General features: G+C 47.4%; 12 protein-coding genes. 6 read left to right on the top strand and 6 right to left on the bottom strand.

Annotated features, from left to right (window positions below; translation table 11 throughout):
• Positions 1-6: 6 nt before the first annotated feature.
• On the bottom strand, positions 7-1368 hold the full coding sequence (locus ACR6Z4_RS13495; RefSeq protein ID WP_479717804.1) for a UDP-N-acetylmuramoyl-tripeptide--D-alanyl-D-alanine ligase: 1362 nt from the start codon (positions 1366-1368) through the stop codon (positions 7-9).
• Between the two features lie 475 nt (positions 1369-1843).
• On the opposite strand from ACR6Z4_RS13495, the gene ACR6Z4_RS13500 reads away from it, so the two are divergent.
• From ACR6Z4_RS13500 to ACR6Z4_RS13510, 3 genes are all read left to right on the top strand, one after another.
• Positions 1844-3136, top strand: coding sequence for a hypothetical protein (locus tag ACR6Z4_RS13500; protein WP_479717805.1), 1293 nt, complete (start codon positions 1844-1846; stop codon positions 3134-3136).
• Positions 3137-3428: 292 nt separating this feature from the next.
• On the top strand, positions 3429-3608 hold the full coding sequence (gene rpsU, locus ACR6Z4_RS13505; protein WP_479717806.1) for a 30S ribosomal protein S21: 180 nt from the start codon (positions 3429-3431) through the stop codon (positions 3606-3608).
• Between the two features lie 210 nt (positions 3609-3818).
• Positions 3819-5285: a GTP-binding protein gene (locus ACR6Z4_RS13510; RefSeq protein WP_479717869.1), complete on the top strand. Its 1467-nt coding sequence runs from the start codon at positions 3819-3821 to the stop codon at positions 5283-5285.
• A 710-nt stretch (positions 5286-5995) separates the two neighbouring features.
• On the opposite strand, the gene sodB is transcribed toward ACR6Z4_RS13510, so the two are convergent.
• A complete protein-coding gene (sodB, locus tag ACR6Z4_RS13515; protein WP_479717807.1) occupies positions 5996-6595 on the bottom strand; it encodes a superoxide dismutase [Fe] in 600 nt (199 codons plus the stop codon).
• A gap of 783 nt (positions 6596-7378) precedes the next feature.
• On the opposite strand from sodB, the gene ACR6Z4_RS13520 reads away from it, so the two are divergent.
• Together ACR6Z4_RS13520 and ACR6Z4_RS13525 are read left to right on the top strand one after the other, a co-directional pair.
• Positions 7379-7822, top strand: coding sequence for an NfeD family protein (locus ACR6Z4_RS13520; protein ID WP_479717808.1), 444 nt, complete (start codon positions 7379-7381; stop codon positions 7820-7822).
• Between the two features lie 37 nt (positions 7823-7859).
• Entirely contained in the window at positions 7860-8834 is a 975-nt protein-coding gene (locus tag ACR6Z4_RS13525) for an SPFH domain-containing protein (RefSeq protein WP_479717809.1), read from the top strand.
• A 220-nt stretch (positions 8835-9054) separates the two neighbouring features.
• Here ACR6Z4_RS13525 and ACR6Z4_RS13530 read toward each other — a convergent pair whose 3' ends face one another.
• The 4 genes from ACR6Z4_RS13530 to ACR6Z4_RS13545 form a co-directional block, all read right to left on the bottom strand.
• Complete coding sequence (locus ACR6Z4_RS13530; protein WP_479717810.1) at positions 9055-9990, bottom strand: DNA-formamidopyrimidine glycosylase; 936 nt, start codon at positions 9988-9990, stop codon at positions 9055-9057.
• Between the two features lie 583 nt (positions 9991-10573).
• Positions 10574-10801 carry a photosystem I reaction center subunit IV gene (locus ACR6Z4_RS13535; protein WP_479717811.1) on the bottom strand — a complete coding sequence of 76 codons (228 nt, stop codon included), beginning with the start codon at positions 10799-10801 and terminating at the stop codon, positions 10574-10576.
• 310 nt (positions 10802-11111) lie between these two features.
• Positions 11112-11732 (bottom strand): DUF6391 domain-containing protein, encoded by a 621-nt coding sequence (locus ACR6Z4_RS13540; protein WP_479717812.1) that lies wholly within the window; start codon positions 11730-11732, stop codon positions 11112-11114.
• A gap of 184 nt (positions 11733-11916) precedes the next feature.
• Positions 11917-12666, bottom strand: coding sequence for a hypothetical protein (locus ACR6Z4_RS13545; protein WP_479717813.1), 750 nt, complete (start codon positions 12664-12666; stop codon positions 11917-11919).
• A 709-nt stretch (positions 12667-13375) separates the two neighbouring features.
• On the opposite strand from ACR6Z4_RS13545, the gene ACR6Z4_RS13550 reads away from it, so the two are divergent.
• On the top strand, positions 13376-14959 hold the full coding sequence (locus ACR6Z4_RS13550; protein ID WP_479717814.1) for an alpha-amylase: 1584 nt from the start codon (positions 13376-13378) through the stop codon (positions 14957-14959).
• Positions 14960-15281: the final 322 nt, after the last annotated feature.

Below are 15281 nucleotides of genomic sequence, written 5' to 3' on the forward strand. Positions count from 1 at the left end.
TGTGATCTAACTCAAGTGTTGCTGTAGCTGATTGACCACTCGATCTAAGCCAACAGCACGAGATGCCTTGAACAACAAGCGATCGCCAGATTGTACCAACTCTTTTAATCGATCAACTACAGCCTCATGGCTGAAATATTGCTCTGCTGGAATTGGATCTGCACCCATAGCCATTGCCTGACTTTCTGCCTCATCTGCCAGAATGATCAGCCGATCAATCTTGAGTGCTCTGGCGGCATCACCGACTTGACGATGAAGTTCGGGCGATCGCTCTCCCAGTTCTTTCATCGTGCCTAACACAGCAATATGACGGTTGCCGGGAGTTTGAACTAATAATTTCAATGCTGCCAGCATCGATTCCAGACCTGCGTTATAGGTCTCATCTAAAATCACCACATCCTCAGGCAGATCAATCCGTTGCGATCGCCCTTGAGGCAGGGTTAATGCTAAGCCCTGTTGCAGGGGTGCCCAATCAATTTCAAGAATGCTGGCAACTGCCAGAGCTGCCAAATAATTCAGGGCGTTATGCTCTCCTGGTAAGGGCAACGGTAATTTCATGCCATTGACATTGAGGATTTCGGCATTAACCAGGTGCCCCTGTAGATCTCCGCCCGTTAACCCATAGGTAACGGTTTTTCCATGCCAGACCTGAGCGGCTGTGTCGATCAACCGCAAATTGTCATAGTTCAGCACGGCGATGCCTGCGGTCTGCAAATTCGCCAGCAGTTCACATTTTGCATCGGCGATCGCCTGTTCTGACCCCAACCGACCAATGTGGGCTGTGCCAACGTTCGTAATCACCGCGATATCGGGACGTGCAATTTGGGTCAGGAGGGCAATTTCTCCAGCCCCCCGCATCCCCATTTCTATTACGGCATAATCATGCGATTCATCTAATTCCAATAGGGTTTTCGGGACGCCAATTTCATTATTAAAATTGGCTTGCGTTTTCAAGACCCGTCCCTGGGTTGCTAAAACTCCTGCAATTAGCTCTTTCGTCGTCGTCTTACCGACAGATCCTGTCACCGCAATCACCGGAATGGTAAAGCGATCGCGCCACCACCGAGCGATCGCCTGGTACGCCTTGAGCGTGTCTTCGACCAGCAGTTGAGGCAGCACCGCACCATCAGCCCCTTTCATCTCGTGATCGGTAATCGCCGCGATCGCGCCTTGACGCAGAGCCGTTTCAACAAATTGATGACCGTCAAACGTTTCTCCACGGAGAGCTAAAAAAAGTTGCCCGGGTTCAACCCCTCGACTATCCGTCGAAATGCCCATCGCAATTTCACTGAGAGCCGTCTTTACTAAACCCAACGGCTGGGCTGCCACAACACGCGCAACCTGATCAACAGAAACCTTTAGGGACATGTAGCCCACACATCTACAACGCAAGGACAGGTCTGATTATATCCCTGGGACTGCACAGCTCTAAAACTGAAATGGGGCATGAGGGGTCTGAGCCCCTATCCATAGTGACAAACTCTAAGCTATGCTCCCTGTGGCAAAAGCGGTTTTTACGATTTCGTCCTCTACCTGCCGACAGTTGAATTTTTTGAACTCAGCATTACAGAGTCTAGCTATGTGATGTTTGATGCCAAACGCAAGCGGCTTTTGCGTATATCTTTGGAAAGCCATCTAACAAAGGTTTCTAGGTGGAAATAGAACCTTTGCCGAATCTTCATTGAAAACGTGACTATGATCACAAATAAGATTGCTTACACTGGGTAGTATTAGATACTACTGATGAGTAGTCTTGGGATCAGTGTAGGCTGTCGCTAAAGTTTGTTTCACAGTCTTTTTTCAGCATGTTCGATCAAAAAATGTCTTGAGGAATTTTTCAGCTGTGGTGACTGCACGCGTGAGTCGTTACAACAGGCAGATTACATCAGAGGAGCAACAGATCTACGATCACTTGCTCTACTGGGTCGAGCTTGAGTCACCGAGTGAACTCATCGAGCGTTTTCATAGACTGTTTATTGGCGGTAGCCGCTACGAAGACACTGACGTTGCTGCGGCTCTAGAGAAAGTCGTTTTTTCAAAAACGGCAACAGAAGATTTTCGCTACGTTCTGAACCGATGCTGCCACATCTTAATCAACCGTTGGCAATCTAGGGTTCAGTCCCAATTTGCTATTCCTCATCTCATCGATCTATTTGATGATGCTGCCGCAGCAAAAGCATCTCAGCCAGGTATTCATCGCTCTCGCTCCACCCGTCGCTTACAAGAACTGGCTAAGCTGTTTACGGAGACTGAACAATATTACACGCTACGTCGTTTAGCGGAAGTCTTAAGTCAAGCCAATGAAGACACCGTCACCCCCCAAAATAGTCCGTTGGGAAGTCTGATTGGGCGGTATCCCTATCTCTATGAGCATTGCCTCTTAAGTGACGATAGCACGCAAGAGCAGCAACACACCGTTCGCAAAATTCAAGCTGATTTTCAACATCAGTTTGAAATTGACCTGTCTCAGTACGTCACCTACCGGGTGCGTCAGTCGCAGATGGCGTCTCAGCAACGCCCAGAGGCTCAGATTCGTCTGATCAAACCTATTCAAAATCCAACTCTGCTCGAAGATCGAGAGCTGGGCAGAGCCTTAAAACACTACGTTGGTAAGGTAGATGGCTTAAATACACATCGAGATTTAGCCTGTAGCTTCTCCTCCAGCAGCAGCCGTTCTCCGTCGTTTGCGTCTTTCAAAGACGATCTTTATCAATACATTACCTCTACCGTTGATGCAGAATACGGCAGGTTAAAGTTCAATAACCAGTTATATGGTCAGCTAAAAAATATCTTACCGGACAGCAACTCTCAGTCTTTAAACGACTTTTTAGTTGTACGCACCTGTAGCCAACTGCTCAACTTCCTGGTTGTCGATAGTTCCCATAATCCCAACCATTTTGTTTTCATTGATCTATTAACCAATCTCGGTCCCATTTTAACAACAGGCATATTGCTGAGAATTGTATTGTTCTGCCGCAAGGTAAAGCCCTATCTAGAGCGACGATTCTCGATTTTATTCAATCACTATGAAACGTATAATCGTGAAGCCGTACAGTGGTTGGTCGATGCTTTAGAGCATCTCAATATTGCCCTGAGTACCAATTTTGGCTCCGTTGATCTTTCTTTTATCCGGTAATATCCAATCGGCTAAATCAGCGTCAATGAACACTCTACACAGGCGGCACAAGGTTTTGGTGTTTCATGGTAGTCTTTCTCTAACGTCTTAGAGCTGATCTACCATAAGAATCGTAGAGCTATTGTTGGAAGCGGGGCGACGCCCCGCTTCCAACAATAAACTTAAGGGTTTTATTTAATTTGTGACCCTAATTGATTGAACATTCATTTAAACTTGAGAAGGCGCGAAGGCTACGTCATTATTAAAGTAGAAGTTTTTGGTTAGCCGCTTTACTTAATGGAGGAGTAAACGTATGGCACAAGTGGTCTTAGGTGAAAATGAAGGCATTGAGTCGGCACTGCGCCGCTTTAAGCGGCAGGTGTCTAAGGCAGGTATTCTGGCTGATGTGAAGACCCATCGGCATTTTGAAACCCCTCAAGAAAAACGCAAACGCAAAGCTATCATGGCACGCCGTAAGAGGAGATTCCATTGATACGATTGAGAAATTGACCTGAGATCAGCCTTCTAACCCTTAGATTTGCCATAATGCTCCCCAAGATGTGCTGATTCTGATCCTAATTATTTAGGATAGGAACAGCAGATTCAAAAACGTTCTGGGGATCAGAGATTGAATACGTCTCTATCTAAATATGGCTCAGATGATAGCCAAGAACTGAGTGCTCAAACAACACAGAGCACTCAGCTGGATGGCACAGAGACTGACTTTGAAGAAGTCCTGGCTAATTTCAAAGAAATTCAGTCGGAGCTTAACTATCAAGAGGCTCGCGACGTCTTAAAGAATTTGGTAACAAAGCTAGATTTGACGGATCGGGAACGGTCAAGTCTGGAGGTTGAGATCCAGAGTCTAGAACACATGCTAGACAAGCTGGATCAGATGGTGGTTCAAATTGCCGTATTTGGCATGGTAGGGCGGGGGAAATCTTCTGTTCTGAACGCGCTGCTGGGGCAAGATGTGTTTGAAATGGGACCAACTCATGGCGTGACTCAGACGATACAAAGTGCAAGCTGGAGTCAGGTACAAAACAACATCGCAGAAACCGACGATTTATTATCCAACGAACCGACCCAAACCGCTGATGTTGTCAGAGTTGCGTTGCATGGGTTGGGCAATTCTCAAGTGCAGCTCATCGATACACCTGGAATTGATGAGGTAGAGGGTGAAGCACGGGAATTGTTGGCTCAGCAAATTGTCAAACACGTTGACCTGATTTTGTTTGTCGTTTCAGGCGATTTAACCAGGGTTGAGTATGAGGCTCTGGCAATGCTGTGTCGTTCAAATAAGCCGATTTTATTGGTGTTTAACAAGATTGATCAGTATTCTGAGTCTGACCGCAACCTCATTTATCAAACTTTGCAGGATGAGAGATTAAAAGGTTTGTTAAGTCCGGATGAGATCGTCATGACGGCAGCTTCTCCGCTAGTAACTCGTGCCGTTCGCCGCGCCGATGGCGCGATCGCAACAGCTGTAGAACGGGGTAAGCCAAATGTTAGAGATCTGAAGCTCAAGATTTTGGATGTGTTGAATCGTGAAGGAAAGTCTTTAGTAGCGCTGAACACGATGCTATATGCAGATGAGGTGAACCAGAAGGTTGTCCAACAAAAAATGGAAATTCGCGATCGCGCTGCCAATCAGGTGATTTGGAATGCTGTTTTACTAAAAGCTGTGGCGATCGCAATTAACCCTGTCACCGTCATCGATGTGTTTAGCGGTGCGATTATTGACGTTGTGATGATTTTGACCTTATCTAAACTTTATGGCATCACGATGGCACAACACGATGCGATCGCTCTCCTCCAAAAAATCATGATTGGCATCGGTGGGATCAGTATTACTGAACTGGTGACAGTTTTAGGCTTGGGTTCCCTCAAAAGCCTGCTGGGATTATCTATACCCATGACCGGAGGGTTATCGTTGGCACCGTATATGTCAGTGGCTTTAACTCAAGCGGCGGTTGCTGGGGTTTCCTCTTACGCCATAGGTGAGGTGACTAAAACCTATCTTGCCAACGGCGCATCCTGGGGATCTAGCGATCCCAAAACCGTAGTTAAAACGATCCTTGAGTCGTTGGATGAAACCTCGATTCTAAACCGGATTAAGGAAGAGCTTCAGACAAAGCTAGAATTACAACGACCTAAAGCGGTTGATTAAAGCAACTCTTAGGAATAGGAATTAAATAACTCCGATGATTTGTTGTACGGGCGAACGGCCGTTCGCCCCTTCAAACGGTTTAATATTCGATCTTATTTAATTCACGATCCTTAACTCAATCGTCAGTTCAAAACTGCCAGGATATAGCACTCTTAAATGAGTTGTAAAATCAGCGCATTATGAGAGGCGCACTTCTCTACAATGTGTCTCCCATACCAGTTTAAACGGATTTTTGGGCACATCGGGTTCAGGAGGGGCTTGGCAATGCCAAGCTCCCTGCAAAGATCTGTCGTGCTCTTAATTTAAAGGGGTATCACAACCTATGTGGGCTTGCTATGCTCCCTTGATTCAATCGAATTCTTGATCATAAGAAATGTGCTGAGAAATGACACTCTGCGTCGTTTCTCAGCACATTGTCAGGAATTCATAGCGCGTCGGCTATGACACCGGATTAATGAATAGTTCTGTAGTGCTTTACGCCTGGATAGATCGCGTTTGTTGTAGGAGAGCCGCGCTCCGCGCGGCTCTCCTATATTCACTCACACGTCACGGCTTGTACGCCACGAAATCGTGAATTGCGATATTGATACCGATTTAAACAGACTGCACGGCACATCAATTTTCTGTAAGGGCGCATCGCGATGCGCCCCTACGGTATCTGGTGTAATCGCTAATTAAATTGGGTTGGCATTTGGTTTGACATGGTCAGCCTAAGCTGCCATGTTTTGAGCCACAAAATCCCAATTGACAAGGCGGTCAAGAAAGTTCTGAATGAACGCAGGACGAGCATTACGGAAGTCGATATAGTAAGCGTGCTCCCAAACGTCTAGGGTTAGCAGGGCTTTTTTGCCGTGTGCCAGAGGATTTTCGGCATTAGGAGTCTTCATCACCTTTAAAGTGCCGCCATCATCAACCAGCCATGCCCAACCGCTGCCAAATTGGGTTGCCGCTGCATTACTAAACTCTTGTTTGAACGCATCATAGCTGCCAAAGTCTTTTTCGATCTTTGCCGCGACGTCGCCGGTAGGTGCCCCGCCACCGCTGGGCTTCAAGCTATTCCAGAAAAAGGTATGGTTCCAAACTTGAGCAGCATTGTTGAAAATGCCAGCTTTAGCGGCATCTGAGAAAGAGATTTTAATGACTTCTTCCAAAGATTTGTCGGCTAACTCAGTATCTTGAGTCAACTTATTGAGATTATCCACATACGCTTTATGGTGTTTGCCATAGTGGTACTCAAACGTTTCCGCCTTCATCCCATAAGGTTCGAGGGCATTGAAATCATACGGTAAAGCGGGTTGTTCAAAAGCCATTGTGTTCAGTCCTCTCTTCAATTGCTGCGCTGGGAAACTTGTTTAGAGCAATATCAGCCCTAAAAATGCGTTGTGCAAATGGTTTCACTCACACCCAACACCATCCCAATCATTGCTACCCAAATCGATTGCCTGAAAACTAGCCAAGCAAGCTACTCATGCTGACCGTAGCAGGTTTTTCGACACGGGTAACTATTGATAGGATTTTATATCAAAAATCCATTCCAGATACATTTTGCAGGATCTATCAGGGGGTAGATTTTCTCAGTGGTACAAAACTTGTCGTTACTCTATCCAGAAATGAATGCGCCAAATTTTGTAGGTGGCGATCGCCATCGCTGCGATCGCCATCACAGTAGTGCCGACCATGCCTAAAGATAAGTGGATCAGGGGAATAAATCGTCAAGAGCTAGGCTAAATTGAGTCTATCTCGCTTAGACCTGATACTCCCTAGCAGTCGAAAGGCTGGCTAGGACAGAGGCGCGTGGTGCCTCCAGATCGGGGTTCTACCCCTGCACCCCGTCCTAATGGATCATTCAATTGCTATCTCTGATCAGGTGTTTGCAGGATCGTGGATTTCATAGTCAATTTCATAAAAATTAAATGTTTAGGATCGTGAATTAATGAAAACCGCAAGGTTTATGGTGTGAGGCGCGGCGGTGCCGCGCCTCACACCATAAACTTACAGGTTATTAAATCCATGATGTTTAGTAGGGCGGCAGGGTGTTGTCGCGTTGCCATAAATTCTTATCGTTACCCCTTGTTCGATGCAAGATTTAACCTATGTCCTTTAGTCCTGTTTTCCTTTGGTTTGTTGTAGGCATCGCTCTCTGCGCCCTGGAAGTGGTCTTTCCCACTGCCTTTGTAGAATTCACAATGGGAATCGGTGCGATCGCGGTAGGGCTTTTGCTACTGGCATTTCCTTCACTGTCGTTTGGGTTTCAAGCTGCCATTTGGGCAGTCATCTCAATTGGTTTGACCGTCTTAGCACGTCGGTTTATTCCCCAAGGCAAGGCTTACCAAATCGAAGATGCGGTGGAGGCAAAAACGATTACCGCAATTCCTGCCAGAGAAACCGGACGAGTGTTATATGAAGGAAACTCCTGGGCAGCCCAATGTGGGGATGAAGAATTGGCGATCGCTCCCAATCAGACGGTCTATGTGGTCGGCCGTAAAGGCAACACATTGATCGTGATGCCGGAAAACTCAATCCGAAATTTACGGTAATCAATCCGTAGTCATTGTTTTAATTAGGAGGTAAGAAATGGGCGGATTATTGGGGTTTCTAGCCTTATTTGCTGGGGGATATTTTCTCCTCGGCTTTAAAATCATTAACCAGGGTAACGAAGCCCTGGTAGAAAACTTGGGACGGTATAGCGGCAAAAAGTTGACCCCAGGTTTAAACTACGCATTGCCTCTGGTTCAGCGAGTAGTGTTCCAGGAAACCATTCGAGAAAAGGTCATCGATATCCCGCCACAACAATGCATCACTCGCGATAACGTTTCCATCTCAGTAGATGCCGTCGTTTATTGGCGCATCATGGATATGGAAAAGGCATACTACAAGGTTGAAAATTTGCAGTCAGCCATGGTGAATCTGGTTCTGACCCAAATTCGGGCAGAAATGGGCAAATTAGAACTGGATGAGACGTTTACTGCTCGGTCTGAAATTAACGAGTTGTTGCTGCAAGAGCTAGATACGTCCACCGACCCCTGGGGCGTAAAAGTGACTCGGGTTGAGCTGCGCGACATTATTCCTTCTAAAGCAGTGCAAGAATCGATGGAATTGCAAATGTCGGCAGAACGCAGAAAGCGAGCTGCAATTTTGACCTCTGAGGGAGAACGAGAATCGGCGGTTAACAGTGCCAGAGGTCGGGCTGAAGCGCAGATTTTGGAAGCTGAATCGCAACAAAAAGCCACGATTCTTAAGGCTGAAGCAGAGCAAAAGAGTTTGGTACTGAAAGCCCAGGCAGAACGCCAGGAGAGGGTTTTAAAAGCGCAGGGTGCGGCTGAAGCACTGCAAATTATTGGGAAAGCGTTGCAATCAGATCCTCGTTCGCAGGAAGCACTTCAGTTCATCCTGGCGCAAAACTACATGGAAATGGGAACGGCGATCGGCAACAGCGGTAGCAGTAAGGTAATGTTTATGGATCCTCGTTCCGTTCCGGCGACGCTCGATGGCATTCGTGCGATCGTGGGAGAAACGATCCAGGAAGGTAAAACTAACTTGAATCGGTAGTCTATATCTGCATCTGCCGTGAAGGCACTGATAACACTCTCCTACCACCGTTTAGGATCACATAGGCTCACAGATTCGTGAACCGATCCTTCTTTTGACGTTACTGATTTGGGCTATGAAATTGGGTGTGGGTGCCGCGCTTCGCGCGGCACCCACACCCAATTTCATAGCTTGAACAAGCCTTCAGGGGTTTAATGTGGCAACTATTAAGAGGGACTTCTCAACGTTGACAGTGAGGGCAAAAATGTGCGGATCGCCCTGCTAACTTCAGACGTTGAATTGGGTTAGCGCACACCAGACAAGGTGAGCCTTCGCGATTGTAAACCTGGGCTGCACCACCGTAATTGCCATTAATGCCCTGGACATCACGAAAGTCACTAAAGGTAGTGCCTCTGGCGGCGATCGCCGCTTCCAGAACCTGAATCACGGCAGTATGCAAGCGTTTGATGCGACTGGGCTGAAGGGCAGAGCAAAAGACGGTCGGATGAATTTTACTGAGAAACAACGCTTCATCGGCGTAAATGTTGCCGATTCCGGCTACCAATGATTGATCTAGCAAGGCATTTTTGATTGGGCGATCGCGTTTTTTTAACTGCTGAGAAAAATAGGCAAGCGAGAAATCAGCCGACAGTGGCTCTGGTCCCAGCTTTGCCAGGGCAATCATTACCGTCTCTGGGGCTTGATTGGGCGGCACCCACCACATTTGCCCAAACGTTCGTTGATCTACAAATCGTAGCTCTCGGTGATTTGGGAAAAATAACCTGACCCGACAATGTTTTTGTAACGGCTCATCCTGATCTACCCAGAGCAATTGCCCGGTCATGCGCAAATGTACCCCCAACCATCCTGACGCTAAGGACTGAGGAACGCGGTTATCGGTAGAGGTGCAATCGTCGGTAGAGACGCGATCGTTTGTGGAGACGAGATTCATCGCGCCTCTAGCAATCCGTGAATCTTGTAATTCTGCTAATAAATATTTACCGCGTCGATGCCATTGGGCGATCGCCTGACCTTGCAATCCATTTAAAAATTCTGAGCCAGAGATGGGGTAAGCGATCGTGCGATCTAGCAAGACATCTCCACCCAAAATTTCTTGGTGTAACGTCACTTGATTAAGATCTCGACGGACAGTTTCAACTTCAGGCAGTTCAGGCACAAGGGTTCAAAAAAACGGTGCTAAACCCATCATGCCTCAACTCAAGACTTTATAGCGCTGTGCGGATTGATGCAGTACGGTGTTGTGGGGCGCGGAGCGCCTCACAACACCGTTTCTGTACTGAATAAACTTGCACACCGCCATTTATAAAATCTATAAAAAAGAGGAGTTTTTCTGATAGAAAAACTCCTCTTTCACGCTAAACGTTTGCTTTTGGCAGTACGACATCGGCGTCCTGCCAAAAACAAACGGTTGGATTTTATTAAATTTTTGATCCTGAGGACTGTCGATCACCAAACCCGATCTTTGGGAGTGTAGAAACCTGGCAAAACCAAACTTCTACCGCAAACATCGCTGATGATGCCATGTACAGACCTACTTCCTGTGATGGATGAGCTAGCACAGAGTAGAGATCTGGGTCAACAACAATTCCATGAGAAATCCATGAGAAGCCATTGATTCCCTAGAATCCCTGGACAGTGCTTCGTTTCATCAATTACAGGTAATGAGTGGAGAGGCTGAGCAATGCTCAGCCTCTACTCAACCATTAGATCGGATCAATCTGTCTGCTTCAGCAGGATAGTTATTTTTTAGCCTTGGGTGCTGAAACTTCTTCAACTTCATCTAGAGAGAAGTTGTTGGTGTTAACGCCACCGGAAGACCCGCTAAAGCCGTTGTAATTGACGTTGTCAAAACGAACGATGACAGGATACTTAATGCCGCTCTGGTCAACAGAAGCAACCGTTCCGACATCTTTATACCAGTAGGATTCTTTACGGAGAATTCGGACTGTAGAACCGCGTTGAACCATGAGTATTTTCCCTTTAGATAATTAATCTTGAACGAGGACTCTGGCAAATCACCCTATTGGGAGAGTCAAAGACTCAATAGATATCTGCAAGAGTGCTGCTCACACGGTAATTGTCTTTCAGCGTACTACTCTGATGGGGTATTTTTTTGTCATCATCCTTAAGTTTTATTGCTAGTCCGTCAACAAAGTTTGTATACGAGATTTGCTGGGTCATGTAGTGGACTGAAGCGATCGCCCTTAAACTCCCAGATCAAATTTTGGAGAAGGCGACGGCAGAGCCGTCGCCTTCTCCAAAAACGAGCCTTAACCTTCAGCTCACCCAACGAACCTGGACAAAATGCACGGGTCGTCCTTTGTCATCGAAGTTGTTTTGGATCTCTGCGATCGCCAGATTAAACGGAATGGCAGTGGTGACATGACGTTGCACCAGGCTACCCACATCGGGAGCAAGTTGCATAGCAGCCGTAGCCGCTAATCCCAAACCCAAAAATTGCTCGATGGGACCTTTGGGAAGCACCAAATGCACCCCCATGGCTAAACCCACAGTCAGCAGCATCGCAACCGATAGGTTCGTACCACAGCGCGGATGAATGGCTAAATTCCAATCTCCGGCAACCAGACGGTCTAGGGCAATATGGACGGCTCTCTTTAAATCGGACGGTTTTACCGGCCCATATAAGTAAAACCCGTGCTCGGTGGACATGCCCCCAACTAATCCAGGGGAAGAAGCCGATGATGCTCCTGCCTGCCGAGACAGCTCATCAAGCACCCACACCGTTGCATGCTCTAAGGCATGAACCTGACGCAACATGAGCAGTTCTTTTAATCCTGGCAAAAAGCCAAACTGTTGAAGCAGTTCGGCATCTTGAACCATTTGAGGAGAGAAGTCAAAAATCGATGGGTTCGCCTGGGCAGAAGCAGAGGTTGCCATAGCGCAGCTCCTGATGAAGGTTCATATTTTTTGATGGCATACTCTTCGACCATGCCATCAAAATTCGGGCATTGCTGAATCCTGCTATGAAATTGGAGTGAGTACCGCGCGAAGCGCGGCACTCACTCCAATTTCATAGATCAAATCAGCAACGCTAAAAATCATTACAGTTGAGAACGATTGCCTAGCGGAATGCAACCTCAGTCGCGGGAGCGATCGCCATAGCCGCAGGAGGTGCACCTGGCGAAACAGGAGGTGCGCCGCCTTCTCCGACGGCTCGCGAAACTTCAACCCCATTTTGCTCAAACACAACCACAGGTTCTGCGCCCTGATACACCTCGATCCGTTTTACTAAAACTTCGCCGTTAGAGAGTAGTTGTCCAGCCCTGACATAGCGGCTAGAGGCTTCGTTGGGTGCATTGACAATGGCATAGGGGACACTGCCAATTTGAACCACACCAGTTACCTTAACAGCTCGCGCCAGATCGGTGGGGGGGGGTGGCGGTGGCAAAATTGGCATAGGGGTGCTGGGTACCAATTCTGGAATCGGTGCTAACTCACCCGTTGATTCAGGAGGAGTAGGGGTGAGCGTCGTCGGTTGTTGGTTTGCGTCTTCCCGTACCTGAACAATGGGATTAGTTGAAACCAACGAAAATGGGTCGCTCCGGTTTCTCTGAATTTCTTGGAGCCGCTGTGTTGGATCGGTTGAGCTAATCAAATCGGGCGGCAAATTCCCTGCCACGGTAACGGGTGGTGGGCTGCCATTGGGAGAGGGTGCTGTCGATGGCAGAGCTTGAGGAGCCGCCGGGACGGGCACCCCTGAAGGGGCTACAGGTGGGGTAGGCGATTCGGCTGTCGTATCTCCACCCGTTGCGCATCCCCCAACCCAAATGGCTATGACGCTTGCCAGTGCGATTAATGAGAGTTGACGCATTCCCATTCCCCCTAAAAATATATAGCTCTAAGATAATTCAGGATACTTCAGAAAGTCTGTAGTGGCGCTAGAAAATCTAAGTTTTTTACACCCTTATCTTATACAATTTATCTCTCATTTAACGAGGATAGGTTGAAGTGTACTTTCAAACCCAACGTAGCCCCTCTCAATAGAGTTTGTAAATTGAACGAGGTAAGCGTATCGAAGCATTACGACTTAAGTAAAATCCAGAAGTTTTTTAACAGCGCAGTCATGTTGTGTTGTTAAACAAAAGCCTTCAGGTTTATTCAATTTCCAATCCCCAGGATTAAGGAGTGTATCAACCCCAATTTTGGTTAAGAGAGCGATCGCCTGATTAGCGCGCTCTCAAATAGAATGACGGGTTAATTCATCTATAACGATCCCATTTGATTCGTGAAAATGATCAGTTGTGAGAGCGCCCGCCTGAAGAGTGGGCGCTCTCACAAGTAATTCAGGATCGCTATATGATCCTTTAGTTATTTAGACTGAACAGGGACTGATCGGGTTCCACCATAAATTGGGTTCCGCAATAAATGGTGATCCCGAATAAATGCCTCGTTTTAGAGTGGAATGATGACGGCAAAATTATTAATCACGGGCGATCGCGTTAGGCTCCAAAACTCTGCGAGGATGATTCATGATTTTGATTAGTTTTTACGTTCAAACGTTGCCCTAAAAGATCATCAGCATGAGTAAAGGAGTCATCCGTTTTCATCCATTGCAATTAAGCCCGTTTCGAGGTGGCATCAATTTTGTCTGGAAGATCCTGATTGGTCTGGTTGGGGTGTTGCTGATCACATCGGTATGGACAATAGTGCAACACTCCCATTTCCTGGTTCAGCCACGACCGTCACCTCTACCCCGCACTGCTTTTGTGCATTTGTTTGAATGGACATGGGATGACATTGCCCAGGAATGTGAGAATTTTCTTGGACCTCAGGGCTTTTCGGCGGTGCAAATCTCACCACCGAATGAACATGCGGTCTTACCCAAAGCGGGGTTTCCCTGGTGGCAACGCTATCAGCCCGTCAGTTACAAGTTGATCAGCCGCAGTGGCGATCGCCGTCAATTGGTTCAGATGATTAGTCGGTGCCATGCCGCTGGTGTAGAGATTTACGCCGATGCCGTGATTAACCATATGGCAGCCGAAGCCGAAGGCGTTGGCAGTGCCGGAACCCATTTCCTGCGATATCACTATCCCGGTCTCTACAGCCCAAAAGATTTTCATGCTTGCCAGGACGCGATTACAAGCTATGACAATCATGAGATCGTGACCCATTGCCAACTGGTGGGTCTACCCGATTTGGATACTCATTCTGCTTATGTTCGCCATCGCATTGTGGATTACTTAACAGAACTCTTGCAGATAGGAGTAAAAGGCTTTCGGATTGATGCGGCAAAACACATTAATGCGGGTGATCTGAGCGCTATTGTGCAGTTGTTGGAGAAGACGAGCCAGTCAACCCCTTACATTTATCAAGAGGTAATTGATCCGGGCAATGAAGCGGTAAAAAAAACAGAGTACTACGGCAACGGGGATGTCATTGAGTTTGAATATGGCAGGTTGGTCGGGACAATGTTTTTAGGTGTAGATGGGGCATCTCTCACACAACTGCAAACTCTGGGCGAAGCGTGGGGGTTGGCTCCGAGCGATAAGGCTGTAGTTTTTATCGACAATCATGATAAGCAACGGGGGCATGGGGGCGGTGGCACATATCTGACCTACCAGAGTGGCTTACTTTATGATCTGGCAACTATTTTTATGCTGGCGTTTCCCTATGGATATCCTCAGGTGATGTCGAGTTATGCGTTTTCTAATACGGATCAGGGTCCTCCGGCAGATGCCGCAGGGCGTACCCGTCCGGTTTATCGGGATGAACGCGTCTATTGTTTTGACGAATGGATCTGTGAACATCGCAGACAAGCGATCGCGGCGATGGTAGGGTTTCGGAACTACACAGCTCCCGTGTTTGAACTTACCGACTGGTGGAGCAATGGTCAAAACCAGATTGCCTTTGGTCGTGGCGATCGCGGCTTCATCGTGATTAACCGAGAGAATCAGCCTTTGACCCATACATTTCTCACCCGGTTGCCTGCGGGTTCCTATTGCAACGTGGTACGCAGCGATCGCTCTGCCGATGGGCTGAGTTGTGTAAAAGCGAATGAGATGCTCCAGGTAGATGCACAGGGTCGATTTACTACCACAATTGAAAGTATGAGCGCGATCGCCATTCATGGGGGGGCAAGGCTAAGATCAGCCTCAAATCCCTAAACCCTTAGAGGTGGCGTTGCTAGTTTTGGCTATGAGTACCCAGGTGAACCCCTCGGCTGCGCTTTGATATTCATACCAGGATTCAGCATTGTCTAAAAGCAGAGGTTTAGATGTCGCTAATTTGGGGATGAGTTTGCAGGTGAACCGTCAGGTTTTACCATCCAACGCATCTCTTGATTAGGCGATACCGATCGTGGCTCATTCCCTACCCGCCACCTTGAAACCTGCTCTTAGACTCATCCCTCTCTGCTGTTTTATAGGGTGATGCAATCGAGCAAGGACAGGTGTGTTGAAAAGATATGCTTCGCAGAGCAACGCTGTT

The sequence above is a fragment of the Calyptranema fuscum S582 genome (assembly GCF_055793305.1).

Coding starts and splice junctions, on each gene's coding strand:
- ACR6Z4_RS13495 (WP_479717804.1), bottom strand. CDS start 1,368: ATGTCCCTAAAGGTTTCTGTTGATCAGGTTGCGCGTGTTGTGGCAGCC.
- rpsU (WP_479717806.1), top strand. CDS start 3,429: ATGGCACAAGTGGTCTTAGGTGAAAATGAAGGCATTGAGTCGGCACTG.
- sodB (WP_479717807.1), bottom strand. CDS start 6,595: ATGGCTTTTGAACAACCCGCTTTACCGTATGATTTCAATGCCCTCGAA.
- ACR6Z4_RS13520 (WP_479717808.1), top strand. CDS start 7,379: ATGTCCTTTAGTCCTGTTTTCCTTTGGTTTGTTGTAGGCATCGCTCTC.
- ACR6Z4_RS13525 (WP_479717809.1), top strand. CDS start 7,860: ATGGGCGGATTATTGGGGTTTCTAGCCTTATTTGCTGGGGGATATTTT.
- ACR6Z4_RS13535 (WP_479717811.1), bottom strand. CDS start 10,801: ATGGTTCAACGCGGTTCTACAGTCCGAATTCTCCGTAAAGAATCCTAC.
- ACR6Z4_RS13540 (WP_479717812.1), bottom strand. CDS start 11,732: ATGGCAACCTCTGCTTCTGCCCAGGCGAACCCATCGATTTTTGACTTC.
- ACR6Z4_RS13545 (WP_479717813.1), bottom strand. CDS start 12,666: ATGCGTCAACTCTCATTAATCGCACTGGCAAGCGTCATAGCCATTTGG.
- ACR6Z4_RS13550 (WP_479717814.1), top strand. CDS start 13,376: ATGAGTAAAGGAGTCATCCGTTTTCATCCATTGCAATTAAGCCCGTTT.